The 13281-nt window shown below is 60.5% G+C and carries 12 protein-coding genes and 1 pseudogene; 8 read left to right on the forward strand and 5 right to left on the reverse strand.

Going from position 1 to position 13281, the window contains the following annotated elements; all coding sequences use genetic code 11:
• The first annotated feature begins 4 nt into the window (after positions 1–4).
• The 6 genes from AIOL_RS07570 (at position 5) to AIOL_RS07595 (ending at position 7737) form a co-directional block, all read left to right on the forward strand.
• Positions 5–1429 (forward strand): hypothetical protein, encoded by a 1425-nt coding sequence (locus AIOL_RS07570; protein ID WP_152912424.1) that lies wholly within the window; start codon positions 5–7, stop codon positions 1427–1429.
• 995 nt (positions 1430–2424) lie between these two features.
• Positions 2425–3480, forward strand: a complete 1056-nt coding sequence (locus tag AIOL_RS07575) for a helix-turn-helix domain-containing protein (RefSeq protein ID WP_049642428.1) — start codon at positions 2425–2427, stop codon at positions 3478–3480.
• A 207-nt stretch (positions 3481–3687) separates the two neighbouring features.
• Positions 3688–4683 (forward strand): efflux RND transporter periplasmic adaptor subunit, encoded by a 996-nt coding sequence (locus AIOL_RS07580; protein WP_049642429.1) that lies wholly within the window; start codon positions 3688–3690, stop codon positions 4681–4683.
• Entirely contained in the window at positions 4680–5390 is a 711-nt protein-coding gene (locus AIOL_RS07585) for an ABC transporter ATP-binding protein (protein ID WP_200898740.1), read from the forward strand. Before AIOL_RS07580 ends, AIOL_RS07585 begins: the two co-directional genes overlap by 4 nt.
• Positions 5387–6529 (forward strand): ABC transporter permease, encoded by a 1143-nt coding sequence (locus tag AIOL_RS07590; protein WP_049642430.1) that lies wholly within the window; start codon positions 5387–5389, stop codon positions 6527–6529. Before AIOL_RS07585 ends, AIOL_RS07590 begins: the two co-directional genes overlap by 4 nt.
• 5 nt (positions 6530–6534) lie before the next feature.
• Complete coding sequence (locus AIOL_RS07595; RefSeq protein ID WP_049642431.1) at positions 6535–7737, forward strand: ABC transporter permease; 1203 nt, start codon at positions 6535–6537, stop codon at positions 7735–7737.
• A gap of 449 nt (positions 7738–8186) precedes the next feature.
• Here the strand turns inward: AIOL_RS07595 and AIOL_RS07600 are convergent, their stop codons facing one another.
• The gene (locus tag AIOL_RS07600) at positions 8187–8969 is read right to left on the reverse strand and encodes an alpha/beta fold hydrolase (protein ID WP_049642432.1); all 783 of its coding nucleotides are present in this window, start codon (positions 8967–8969) and stop codon (positions 8187–8189) included.
• Between the two features lie 160 nt (positions 8970–9129).
• On the opposite strand from AIOL_RS07600, the pseudogene AIOL_RS26440 reads away from it, so the two are divergent.
• A pseudogene (locus AIOL_RS26440) lies at positions 9130–9279 on the forward strand (IS30 family transposase); the annotation flags it as partial.
• On the opposite strand, the gene AIOL_RS07605 reads toward AIOL_RS26440, so the two are convergent.
• The 4 genes from AIOL_RS07605 to AIOL_RS07615 are packed head-to-tail and all read right to left on the reverse strand — an operon-like array spanning position 9230 to position 12026.
• Positions 9230–10057 (reverse strand): alginate O-acetyltransferase AlgX-related protein, encoded by an 828-nt coding sequence (locus AIOL_RS07605; protein ID WP_049642433.1) that lies wholly within the window; start codon positions 10055–10057, stop codon positions 9230–9232. The pseudogene AIOL_RS26440 and the gene AIOL_RS07605 overlap by 50 nt on opposite strands.
• 8 nt (positions 10058–10065) lie before the next feature.
• A complete protein-coding gene (locus tag AIOL_RS07610; protein WP_200898741.1) occupies positions 10066–11181 on the reverse strand; it encodes an MBOAT family O-acyltransferase in 1116 nt (371 codons plus the stop codon).
• Entirely contained in the window at positions 11165–11440 is a 276-nt protein-coding gene (locus tag AIOL_RS25695) for a hypothetical protein (RefSeq protein ID WP_200898742.1), read from the reverse strand. Before AIOL_RS25695 ends, AIOL_RS07610 begins: the two co-directional genes overlap by 17 nt.
• A 4-nt stretch (positions 11441–11444) precedes the next feature.
• A complete protein-coding gene (locus AIOL_RS07615) occupies positions 11445–12026 on the reverse strand; it encodes an alginate O-acetyltransferase AlgF (protein WP_049642434.1) in 582 nt (193 codons plus the stop codon).
• Positions 12027–12377: 351 nt separating this feature from the next.
• On the opposite strand from AIOL_RS07615, the gene AIOL_RS07620 reads away from it, so the two are divergent.
• Complete coding sequence (locus tag AIOL_RS07620; RefSeq protein ID WP_235438926.1) at positions 12378–13280, forward strand: hypothetical protein; 903 nt, start codon at positions 12378–12380, stop codon at positions 13278–13280.
• Position 13281 lies beyond the last annotated feature (1 nt).

The raw sequence follows: 13281 nt of genomic DNA on the forward strand, positions 1-13281 counted from the left end.
AACGGTGGCCCGCACCCTTTCGCCTAGCCGCAATTCCCCTATCTCAGGGGCGTCCTTGCTCGCAGCGCAGCCGCTGGATGCGCTTGGCCTCGTCACCCTGTTGTCCTCCATCTATTTCTTTCAGATCTGGAGTCTCACGCTCGCGACCAGCCCGATGCCGGCCGCCTGGCATATGACTATGATGGCGATCAGCGGGATAGGCATCCTGCTACCGCGCTTGAAGGGTATTCTGGTCGCAAATTCGCTCTCATTTGCCACGATCTATCTGATGGCCTCTCCGGTTGCTTCGAACAACCAGACCACTGCCTTTTTCTTTGCCTTGGTGGTTCTTGGCGCGACGTGGACCACGTTTTGGGCGGGACGCCAAAGCGGCAGCCGCGATGACCATTTCGAACTGATCGCACGGGCGGGGCGCTGGCTGCTGCCGAGCATGTATTTCTTCGGCATCTACCATAAGATCAACACCGACTTTCTCGACCCCGCCGTTAGCTGCGCTGTCGTGCTCTACGAGGCGCTGTTCAACGGGTCCTGGCTGTCGAATTGGAACTTCGGGCAGTACGGCGCCATCCACGCGACGTTCGTGTTCGAAGGCATAGCCATGGTTGCCCTCTTCATCCCGCGGCTCAAGGTCTACGGGATGTTGATCGGGATACCGTTCCACTTGATCATCGGCTTCACAGGATATGCTTATTACAAGGATTTCTCGACGATCGTTCTGGTGCTCTACTCATTGTTTATCCCACGCGCGGCCTATGCGGCCGCATTTGCGGCGATTGCGCGCTACAGCGGCAATGGCAATCTGGCTCTGCGGTTGGGCCGGTGGGCGCTGGTAGGCTTCGTTTGTGCCTATGTGATCACCGGAGCCATGCGCGACGCGCATGGTCTCATGCCAACCCACGAAATCATGGTTCCGTTCTTTGCGATCTACGGCATCTGCTTCTACTTGTTCGCGGTGATCTGCACCCCGCGCCATGGCAGCCTGGCCCCGAAACGCGCCGCTGGCTGGCTGATGGTGGTACCTCTAATATACTTTCTGAATGGCTGGAGCCCGTATCTAGGTCTCAAGACCGAATCTAGCATTTCGATGTATTCGAACCTGCACACTGAAGGCGGTCAGACCAACCATCTGATCCATGGCGTCATTCCCGCCACCTGGAGCTACCAGAACGACCTAGTGACTCCGGTCAGCTCAAACAGTCCAGCCTTCGACGCCGCCTATATCGGCACGGGTCTCGCGCTCGTGCGCTATGAGTTCGACAGGTTGCTGGCCACCCAGCCGGGGCCCAGCGTGACGGTCGCGACAACGGAGGGAATTGTTTCCAGCGATGCGGGCTGGGTTAATACCTACCTGACGTCGAATCCGATCGCGCAAAATTTTCTGATATTCAAACCGGTGGACTTGAACCACCCCAAAGTCTGCTCGCACTGATTGCGCGTTCACATGGCTGAGGCACGCTTCTCGCCACCGCTCGCCAACGTCAGAAGTCACAAAGAGCGATGGCCGGTTCTTCTGCCGCCTTGCAGCGAAGCGGCATCAGGGTTGCAGCAATCCCGCACCCGGTCCCGGCCGCAAGTCGACTGCAGCCAGGAATGTGCTGCCCGACCGCGGACGTCACGCTGCAAGCGCTAGAGGATGCTGCGGTAGAAAAGTTTCGAAATCCAAGGTCGGCTATGTCCACAGAGCCGCCATCTAAGCAAGCGTAGGGTGGGCAATGTGCCCACCACCCTCAATAGCCGCATCCAAACATCTTCCAGCAAACGTAGGCTGCATGATCTCATTCATCCCCCCTCAGATCCCCAACAAACCTCAAACCCACCGCGCGCTGCGTTAATCCAGCGGTTTGCCCGACAAGGTGCCATACGCAAGGCCGACGTTTTGCCGACGCTTCGCCGACGCGGATTTTCTCCACAAAATAAGGCGTTAACCCACCGATGAGCGGCCCCACCCCCGGAACCACCGCGCGCAGGGTTAACCCCTCGGAAATGCCCGCCGCGCCGTTGGACCGGCCAGATGCTATGCCTCCCCTCCAGAAAACCGGAGGGTAGTCGCTAAGGACGCTTTTCGGTCTTTGCGGGCCAGGGTCGAGCCCGACCCGGCCATTATGATTTTGTACTGCCTACGCTCGCAGCGCGCAGAATGCGGCATCCGCAAAAAAACCCGCGCCGCCGCGCAGCGAAGAAGCCGGTCATTGGTGTAAACCGCAGCATCGATCTTTGGTCGAATTCACCACTCGCGGACAATTAGATCCTTCGCTGCGTTCGCGCCAATGGCTGATTTATGTGCATCGCGTTGGTGGTAAACAAAAAGCAGATCATATAGACAACCACATGTAAAATAGCCTGCCAGCACAAGGCCAATGGCAGCTGGCGCTGCGTCTTTCTGTTAGATACCCGATCCACCAGCCAGAGAGTCGATTCTATATCATGATCTTTGTCCCAGTGCCTTTCGTCGTCACGGTTTTGTTGGCTCTACTCTTCATGAGCGTTGCGCGCAGGGATGATGATCACTTCGCGAACCCGCCCTTTCTGGCCCTCATCGCCCTCACCGCTATTCAGTCCGCGCTTATAGGGTTGCGCTTTGGCTACGGGGTTGAGTGGGTGCGGTATCTCTCTCCGCTGCTCGCAAGCGTGATGGCACCGCTGGTCTACTTTGGATCATTGTATCTCGTTGGCCCGCGACCATTGATGACCGCCAGAACCCTTGCCCCCCACGGTATTCCGCTAGCGCTCGTCTCGCTGTCTTTGGTTGCATGGCCGCTCGCACTTGACGCGATCATTATTGGGGCATTCGTTGCCTACGCGATCCTGACTTTGCTCCTGTTGCGCTCAGGAACGGATGCGCTGCGGCTTGCAGCACTTGATGGCGCCGGGACCACGCATCGCGCGCTTGTCTTCGTGGCACTTGTCCTGGTGTTCTCGGCGGCAGTGGATACGCTCATCACCTTAGACATCGCGCTTATGGATGCCCGCCATCTGACGCAGCTGGTTTCAATCGGCAACGTTGCCACTTTGCTGTTCCTTTCTGTCGCCGCCGCAGTCGCCAGCAGAGGCCGAGCTCTCGCCGACAGCGCTCCAGATCGCGCGACCGACACATTGGACAAGCCACAGCCAGAAGCAGCTCTGACCGATGATTCCAAGGTCATGGCGCGCATCGAAGCCTTGATGACCCAATCGCGCATCTACCGGGACGCCGATCTTAACCTCGATAGGCTTGCGCGCCGGGCGGTCATCCCGTCCCGGCAGATATCTGGGGCAATCAACCGGACGGCGGGCAAAAACGTCTCGCAATATGTCAATGATTTTCGCATCAAGGACGCCTGTGAGCAGCTGGAGACTGGCACGCGTTCCGTGACGGAGATCATGTTCGATGTTGGGTTTCAAACCAAATCGAATTTCAACCGAGAGTTCCGCCGTGTAACGGGCATGGCCCCAATAGAATGGCGCAAACACTCGGGCTTGACGTCCGACGGGCAATCCTGACCGCGACCGCAACGTCCTAAATCGCGATATCGAACGTACCAAATCGCGATCCAGGTCGCGTGAGCCTGCGCCGCCACCGATCTTGGCGGCATGAACACGATTGCCGATCATAACCGCATAATGACCGAGACCCTGAGAGATCTCTCAGCGCCTCCGGTCACCTCGTCCGCCGCTCCAGTAGAAGCTACTGGGAGACGCTTTCCATCAATGATGGTGGCGCTCGTGAGCGGTGTCGCTCTGCTGGCAGGAGCGACAGGTATCTTAAGCATAGATAGTCTGAGCGCCGGCAAGCCATCGTCTTTGGCATCTTATGAGGATGCGACCAGCGGCGCCGAACCACCGCCAGCCTTACCGAACCCGCAGTCTCTGGCCGTCGCGCCTGTCATTCGGGAGATCACTGGCTCAGGCTACGTCGTCGCGCCGGATATGACTGTCGTCTATGCCGAACGCGGCGGGTTGATCACGACGATCTTTGTCGAGCCCGGAGACACGGTGACAGCGGGGCAACCTCTTCTTGTGGTCGAGGATTCGGCCACCCAACTGGCCGCCGAGGAGGCGAAGCTCACATATAGCTCCGCAAAGATATCCCTCGCGGCGGCGCGCATCTCGCAACGGCAGGCAAAGGCTATTTTGGGTCGTCAGTCCGAATTGAACCGGCGCGGAGTTGTTGCCAGCCATCATCTGGAAGATGCCGAAACCGCGTTCCTTATGGCCAGCAACAGTGTCGAACAAGCCGAGGCCGCTGTCGCCAAAGCACGTCTTGCCGTTCAGGTCGCAGAAGACAGGGTCTCTGACCTGACGGTGCGCGCGCCGATTGCGGGGACAGTGACCCGGCTATCCGCACATGTAGGTGGTGCGGTGCTGGACCGGACCGATGCCATCCATGACGGCGTCGGCCTGCTCACCATCGCCCGTCTGGACAGTTTGGCGATTGATGCCGACGTTGCCGAAAAGGCGATTATCGGTCTGGAGACCAATCTTGAGGGCGAAGCGGTGCTGGACGCTTTTCCTGATCGCCCCTTCACCTTCGCGCTCCTGCGCGTTGCGCCTGAAGTCAATGCCGCCAAGGGCACCGTTAGGCTGCGTCTCACTCCAATTGATCCTCCACCCGGAATTCGGCCCGGCATGGCCGTGCGCGTCCGAATTGCGCTGCCCCCACCGAATTCACAATCCACCAATCACCAAGGAGCAAACCTTCAATGACGATATCCGAGAAAGACATTCCTTTCATTGCCCTCAACGGCGTAAGCAAAACCTATCGATCGGGCAGCGAACGCTTGCCGATCTTCGCCGGTCTCGACCTGTCTATTGGCAAGGGTGAATTCATAGCCGTGATGGGTCCTTCCGGATCCGGCAAGTCAACGCTTCTCAACCTGCTTGCGGGCATCGACCAGGCAGACAGCGGCAGCATACAGATCGGTGGTCAGCGGCTGGACCAGATGGGCGAGGCTGCGCGTTCCGCCTGGCGGGCGCAGCACATGGGCATCGTGTTCCAGTTCTACAATCTTCTGCCGATGCTGACCGCCGCAGAGAATGTCGAACTGCCGCTCCTGCTAAAGTCCATCTCCGGCCGTGTCCGGCGCGAGCGGGTCTCCAAGGTTCTGGATATTGTCGGGTTAAACGGGCGCGGTCGGCAAAGCCCCACGAAGATGTCTGGTGGGCAGCAGCAGCGTGTCGGCATCGCCCGCGCCATTGTCGCTGATCCGACCTTGCTGCTGTGCGACGAACCGACCGGAGATCTCGACCGAAAATCCGCCGATCAGGTGCTGGCAATGCTGGGGTTTTTGAACCGCGAGCTTGGCAAGACCATCATTATGGTGACCCACGATCCGGAAGCCGCCGCGCAGGCCGGGCGCACCCTTCACCTAGACAAGGGCGTCTTTGTCGAAGACGAACAGGTGATGGCATGACCTTTTGGAACTTCGCCCGCAAGAGCGCGCTGCGCAAACCACTGCGCAGCGCTCTATTGATCGTCTCCGTCGCCATGACCTTTCTGATATACGGGCTGACCGCCGGTTTCGTGGCAGGATCGCAAGGAACAGCTGCGGCCAGTGACGAACTCCTCGGCGTCATGAACGCCGCTGGCCGAGGCCAACCCCTGCCAATGGCCTATCTATCACGTATCGCGGCGTTGCCCGGTGTGGCCGATGTGAGCCCGATCACCCGTCTGCGCGGCAGCGTTGGCGATGCGCGCAACGTCGTGGCAGTCAGCGCGGGTGACCCGGACAAACTACTGGCGGTAAGCGGTGCAGATCTCGGACTGACCCCGTCCTTGATCGACGCGCTAAAGAGCCGGCGCGACAAGGTGCTTGTGGGCCAATCCCTTGCGCAGGCGCAGGGATGGAAGACCGGCGACAGCCTGACCGTCACCGCCTTCCGCACCAAAAAAGATGACGGGAGTCGCGATTGGCGGTTCGAGATTGCCGGCATTTTTGAGGGGAAGAATGCCAGCACGGACACGCATTTTATCCTCGCCCAATACGAATACATCAACAAGGCACGGGCGCGGGGCATTGACACAGTCTGGGCGTTCGCGCTGCGCCCGGAGCCCGGTATGGCGGCTCAGGATCTGGCACCCCAGATCGACGCGCTTTTTGCCAATTCAGCGGCACCCACCAGAACCATGTCCGAGAAGCAGTTCCTAAGCGCTTTCCTAAGCCAGTATGCCGACGTCAAACGCGTGATAACGCTGGTCGTCGGCGTCTCGTTCGTGACGCTCTTGATGATCGTGATCAACACGATGGTCTTCGCCCTACGCGAACGCCGTTTCGAGATCGGTGTGCTAAAGACCCTGGGCTTTCGCTCGCCCCAGATATTGCTGCTGGTTCTTGCCGAAGCACTGTTCGTATTTGTGGTTGGCGGAGCCATAGGCCTTGTCGTTGCCAAGCTGATCAGTCTCGCGACACCGCCCGCTCTCGGCTTGGTCATCGGCGCCCAAGTGTCGCTCCGGACCATTGCTCTCATTCTCCTACTTGGCTTTGTCGCCGGGCTCCTCCCCGCGCTTTCAGCTATGCGCACGCCAATCCTTGCAGCGTTCAGAACGAGGTAAACTCAATGATCTCTTCCATCAGACAAATCACGTCAATGAGCCGTGCAACACTGCTTAGTCTTCCGCGGCGCCTGGCCATTTCACTCTCCATGGTAGGTTCGATCATGTTGGTCGTCTGCGTTTTATGCGGCTTTCTCGCCATGGCGCGCGGCTTTGAGATCACGCTTCAAAGCGCTGGATCGCCAGAAGTCGCGGTCATTCTCGGCGGGGGCACACGCGAGGAAACAAACTCGGAGATCCCAGCTGAGGTCGCCCGTACGATCATGGCAATGAGCGAAGGTATCAGCGTCGTTCGCGACTCTCGGGGCACACCCCTTCTTTCGAACGAAGTTATTGTGCCGGTTGAATATCGCGACCATCCGGATGCTGCGGGCGAAATGCTGGCGCTACGCGGTATGGATCCGACGGGTCCCGATATCCGCCGAGAGGTGATCTTGTCATCCGGCAAATATGCCTCGCCTGGAACACGCGAGATCGTGGTTGGCGCGCAGCTGGCTGCAACATATCCTGGCTTTGGGATTGGAGAAGACGTGCGGTTAGGCCCGGTTGTCTGGACGGTCAGTGGCCATTTTTCGGCCCAAGGCAGCGCGTTTGAATCCGAACTATGGGGCGACATCGACGCTGTCCGCGCGGCTTTCAACCGGGTCGGTGAGGTGCAGAGCCTTCGGCTGCGGCTGACGGAACCCTCGGCGATTAAACAGCTCGCAATGGCGGTCGATCCGCTTGCCGGCGCACAACTCAAAGTCCTCTCCGAAGCTGATCTCTACGCCAGTCAATCCCAGGGTACGTCGCGATTGATCCAGCTATTCGGCTGGCCGATTGCCCTGTTGATGGCGATTGGCGCCACGGCTGGCGCGCTGAACACCATGATGAGCTCACTATCTGACCGAACCGCTGAGATCGCCACCGCGCGCGCGCTCGGCTTCAATCGTCTTTCTGCCTTTGTCGCGACCTGGTTGGAGGCGCTCTTGCTCTCCGCGGTCGGTGTTGGCCTCGGCCTCGTTCTCTCTTGGCTGACACTAAATGGTTGGCAGACCAGCACGTTAGGCGCCAACAACGCCCAAATGTCCTTCCGGCTTGTGGTCAACGGTGATGTGATGGCAACGGCCGCTTTGGTCGGGATCGCCATCGGTGCCATTGGCGGCGCCCTGCCTGCGATTGCAGCCGCACGCGTGCCGCTTACTGTGGCCTTGAGGGCGCGTGGATAGCGCGCCTATTCCAGCGATTTGCAGTGAAGCAGATGCGCAGAAGCGGTACGCACCATCTCGGTCGGATCGGAGTTTGGCGGGGCCTCGAAGAATGAGGCCCCTGTCAGTCTCAATGGCCGCTTTGTTCCTTTTGCATCCGTGTCGACCGACTGCAGCAATTGGCACTCAGGGCTCTCACTGGTCCTTTCCACTCCTCTGCGAGGCGCTGCTTGGGTTGGGGGTTTGCCGATCACCACCGAGGCCATGGTCGCCGACAAGCCCGAGAAGCCGGGCGCCGGTGCGCCGGGCGGCGGCATGCCCGACATGGGCGGCATGGGCGGCATGATGTAAGCCGCCATTGCGCCAAGAAACTGGGAAAGGGGCCGCCTGCGCGGCTCCTTTCTTTTTGTGCCGGTGCTAATGGTCGATCCGCAGGCGAAGCGGACATCTCATAGACGTCTGCTATTGCCTCATATTCGATCCAGCCAATCGCGGATCAAAGAGTGGAACACTTCGGGACGCTCCCAAGCCAAAGCGTGGCCAGCAGCATCCAATACAGCCAGCGTCGCGCGCGGGAACCGGCGCATCAAGTCGACACCATCCAGATACCCGCTGACGCTGTCCTGCCTGCCGACGACGATCAAGCTTGGCACAGTTACTGTCGCCGTCTCTTCCGCTTTCGCAAAGCTGAAATCAAAGGCGCTCATGACGCGCGCGTCCTGTTCTGCATCGAACTTGGCGCGAGAGGGCGCGATGATCTGCCGCCGCTTCTCGACAATGTCCCAACGCTGGACAACGGACAAATTCTCGTGCGCCCAGACTTCGGCTTCGGCCAATTCCGGTCGAATAGATGCATCCGCCTTTATGACCTGTGGATCGGGAAGCCTATCTGGATCGGCGGAGGGGTTGCCCCCGGGAACGATCAGGGCGACGCCCGAGATGCGCTCCGGTATGGTGTGGACCAGTCCCCGAGCAATGTAGCTCCCCCGCGACAAACCGGCGATTGCAAAAGGCTCATTCGGCAGTTTCGAGTTAACAAAGTCCAGCGCCGCGCTCAGCAGATCATCCTGTGATCGGATGCTATCGCGAGCGGGGCTTTCACCGTGTCCGGGCATGTCCACATATATCCGTTTCCATGCACCTGATCCTCGAAAGGCCGGTTCCATCACATCCATCATGTAACGATGGTCAAGCGATACGCCGTGCAGCAGAACGATAGGCGACCCAGTTCCGATGATCCGATGATGCAGCATACGCGAAAGCTCTCTTTGGCACTTATCAGGCTGATACCATACCTCGCGCAAAACCGTGAAGCCGCCATCCGCTGCACTCGGACGAATGGGCGGGTTGGTCCGGCGGTTTCAACGGGTCGACGTAACACTTTAATCTTCTTGGAAAGATGGAGTGTTGATCATGAAGTGCCGGACGTGGACATTTTACACGAACAAACAGAAGTCAGAGATGTGGGACCGCTGGCAACGCGGTGAGTCAATGAGTTCGATTGGGCGTCACTTCAATCGCGCGTCTTCTTCAGTCTTCCCTCATTTGGCGCAATTTGGTGGTCGCGCTGATAGCGGTCGGAAAAGCTGGTGCCCAACAACGCGACGCGGGGCCGATCCGGCGCGTCGTCCAAGAGGTCCATCCCGGCGCTGGCGGGCAGCTCAAAAACCGCCGCTTGCTCTGGTTTGCCCTCCAAACCGCAGGTCTTAGCGACGATTGCCGTCAAAGAGCCGGGCTCCTCGATCAACGCGCGTGCCGCCCTTGGGCGATGCGCAAGCGTTCGGGCGCCCGGGAACGCGTCCGGCAAGGCCTGTTGCACGCTTTGGGCAAGCGTCAGCGCGCTGCGCAGATCCACCACCGGCAGCCCGGCCGCGTCGATCTGGGCCAAGGCCCTGTCATATCTTTGCGCAAATCCCGCGGACCGTGCGCGAGGCAAATGCATCGCGTGAATCCGGGCCTTGTCCGGCAAAATGATGGGCAGCAGGTGGATGCCCTCTGCGGACAGGGCCAAACGAGCCTTGCGCAACGCGCCCAGCAACGCGCGGGGCGCGTCGGGTTCGCGGAACTCTTCCTCTGAGAACAGCCAGTCACCGTACCCGGCAATCGCTCCCCGCGCAGGCTCGCGCAGCAGTCCCCAGCGCAGTGCGGCCCAGGCTTCGGTGGCAATCTTATGGGTCGGCGCAGCGGCCTCGAAGCGTTGCTCATACGCTCTTTGGTAGGTGCCGCGCCACAGCCCCTTGGCCGGGTCGCCAAGGCCCGCGCCGCGAAAGGCCAGGGCGGAGAGCGCGATCAGGATCGCGCCTAGTCCGAGCACAAGTGCGGTGTCGTAGAGCTTGGTCATGGTCTCTCTCAGAACTGGAAGTAGAGGAACGGGCTATCGGTGCGCGCCTGCATCACCAGCAGGCACAATCCCGACAGCGCCGCGGTGCGCAAAGCGGGCAACCAAGCGGGGTCAGGCCAGCGCCAACGTGGCGCGATGGAGATCGTGATCCCCAGCGCCAGGAAGAGCGCCTCGGTTGGGGCCAGAAGCAGCAGCTGTTCGGCGCGCATGGGGATGCCGTGCGCTCCGAACATGCCCAGATAAACCTCTATGGCCTGGCCCAGGCTCTCGGCCCGAAAGACCACCCAACCTAGGATCACAAGGACCATGGTAAGCGGCCATGCCACCAGGCTCGGCCAAACCGAGGCGCGTGTCTTGGCGCCCAAAGCGCGCTCAAGCGCCATCAGACCGCCATGCCATGCGCCCCAAACCAGAAACGTCCAGTTCGCGCCGTGCCACAACCCGCCCAGCACCATTGTCAGCAGCAGGTTCCGATAGGTCCTGATCCGCCCGCCCCGGTTGCCGCCCAAGGGCACGTAAAGGTAGTCGCGCAGCCAGGTGGACAGGCTGATGTGCCAGCGCCGCCAGAACTCGGTGATGGACCTGCTGGTATAGGGGCGGTCAAAATTCTCGGGCAGGCGGAACCCGATCATCAGGCCCAAGCCAATCGCCATTGCCGAGTAGCCCGCGAAGTCAAACAACAGCTGGATCGAGAAGGCCAACGCGCCCAGCCAAGCCTCGGCCATCGTGGGCTGCGACAGCGCAAAGAGCCGGTCGGCCAGCGGGGCCACACTGTCCGCGATCATCAGCTTCATGCCCAGGCCAAGCACAAAGCGCTGCACGCCCATCGAGAAGCTGGCCAGCGTGTAGGCGCGGCGCTCGAACTGGCGCGCCAGATCCTTGTAGCGCAGCACAGGCCCGGCGATGAGCTGCGGGAACAGCGTCGAGAACGCCAAGAAGTCAGACAGCCGCCGCGCCGGCTGGGCATCGCCGCGCGCGACGTCGATGATGTAGCTGATGGATTGGAAGGTCAGAAAGGATAGCCCAATCGGCAGCAGGATCTCTGGGACGGTCAGCGCCGCGCCCCCCAGGGCGGTGTTAAGGTTGCCCAGAACGAAGGTGGTGTACTTAAAAACGCCAAGCATCCCCAGGTCGAAGCCAACGCCAAGCCGGACCGCCCAAAGACGGGTTCCAGGGTCGCGGGTGCGCGGCGACCTGGCCCGCGGCATAGCTGACCCCCGCAATCGCGAACAGGATCACCAGCGCGTCCACGCGCCACCAGGCGTAGAAAACCGTGCTGGCCAGCAGGATCAACCAGTTCCGCGCGCTGTGCGGGGCCAGGTAGTAGGCGCTCAGAAACACCGGCAGAAACCCAAGGACAAAGATCGGCGAGGAGAAGATCATCGCACTACTTCTCTAGGTTGCTGCCAAAGCGGTCCTGGAGCATCACCACCCCGTCCGGGCGCGCCACAAAAGTCACGTTCTGCCCGCGACCGAGCGTGATCTGAAAAGTGCCAGCGTTACTGCCCGCGCCGCCCACGACATTTAGCGCCACCGTCACCGGGTTCACCGCACGGGTCTTGGCGCTATTCGTCTGGGTCGCTCCAATCACGCGGCGCCCGTCGCGCGCCAGTTCCAATTGCCGGGCGCTTTGGGACAGATTGACCACGGTGACATATACTTTGGAGCGGTCCAGGCGGGCGGGCTCTTCGATGATCACCACCTCGCCGTCGGCTGCGCGTCCTGCGGTGTAGAAATGCCCCTCACTGAGGCCCACAATTTCAGAGGCGGAGATCGCGCGATAGGCCGCGCCCTCGGAATCGATGCCCGCCAACCCCAGCACGATAGGGGCCGGCGATGGGTCCACCCATCTCAGGAATGCGGCGTCCGGCGGCGGCGGCTCTTTGTACAGGGTGCCGTCTTGGGCGCTCGAAAAACATGGCCACGCCGTCGCGGCGATGAACAGCAAGAACTTCCAATAGCTTGGCATGACGGCACCTTGTCCCAAATCGGTCTTGGGACGGGATACCGTAGTTCCGCAAGGACGTGGCTTGCGCAATGGTATAGCGGCAAGGCCGCATTGGTGTAGCAGGAGCAATGCCGAGGATTCCGGCCCGCCGGTTGCCTTTCCTATAGGTCAAACCGGGTGTCGAGCGTCGAGGGCCGCAGATTTATGGCGCGGCAATCTGGGTGTCGGGCTTTATGCTTCGCGAACTCAAGATCGGTTCCCCAAGGGTGGTAGCAGTCGCACCTAACCTTTTGTTTTTAAATGCAAAATGGAAGGAGTTGCCCTGCCTATGCACAATCTCCATGAGTTTTGCGCCGATTCTGGGGTAAGCTTGTGGGATTAAAGCGAGAGGGGGGCGGCGCCATCGAAAAATGCGTCTACGTAATGTCGAACGGGCGCTGCGGCACGCAGTTCCTGGCGCGCCAAATGGGCGCTCTGGCGGACACCGAGGTGGTCGTGCACGAGGCGATGTCACATGAGTTCGGATCTCGGGCTGTGTTTCGGAGTAAGCGCGCGCAGTTCGAGCATGTGGGTCGTGTGCCCGCCATGCAGCGCCATTTGATACATATCGAGCACTTCACCAACCAAGACCGGCGCTACATCCACTTTGGCTGGCAAGCCTTTGCCTGGGTGAACTATTTCCACGCCCGCTTTCCGGATCGGTTCGCGTTCATTCACCTGGTGCGGAACCCCTATCACTGCGCCGCCTCGCATGCCACGCATCAGAGGATGGTCGACAATTTCACCGACCCGTTCGCGCGAAGCAGCAAGATCTTTGGGTATGACCCCAAAGTGGCCTGCGGTGACTTCGCCGAGCGCTCAAAGGCATTCAACATCTTCGAGAGGCAGCTTTTCAACTGGCTTGAGGTCACCCGATATGGCCTGGACTGCGGCGCCGAGCTGCCCAGCTTTCAGGGGCTTTACCGCTTTGAGGACGTCTGCCGACCGGATGGCGGGGACCTGGATGATCTGCTGACGCGGCTGATGGGGCGCGAGGTCTCGGCGCAGGCGCCAGAGCCGTTTGACCGCGTGCATCGCGCCAGCCCCTGGCCGCTGGAGTTCTCGGTCGACCCCGCGCTTAAGGCGCAGGTGGACGCCCTAGCCAAGGAGCTGGGCTATGCCCAGGAGGCGCTTGATGCGGCCAGCGACCCCGAGGCGCTGCGCGCCAAATACAGCGCGCCGCGGTATGATGAGCTTCCCTGCGACCCCAGCGTTCCCGTCGTGGTGCGGAAATAAA

This window comes from Candidatus Rhodobacter oscarellae (assembly GCF_001078595.1).
Taxonomy (GTDB): Bacteria; Pseudomonadota; Alphaproteobacteria; order Rhodobacterales; family Rhodobacteraceae; genus Rhodobacter_B; species Rhodobacter_B oscarellae.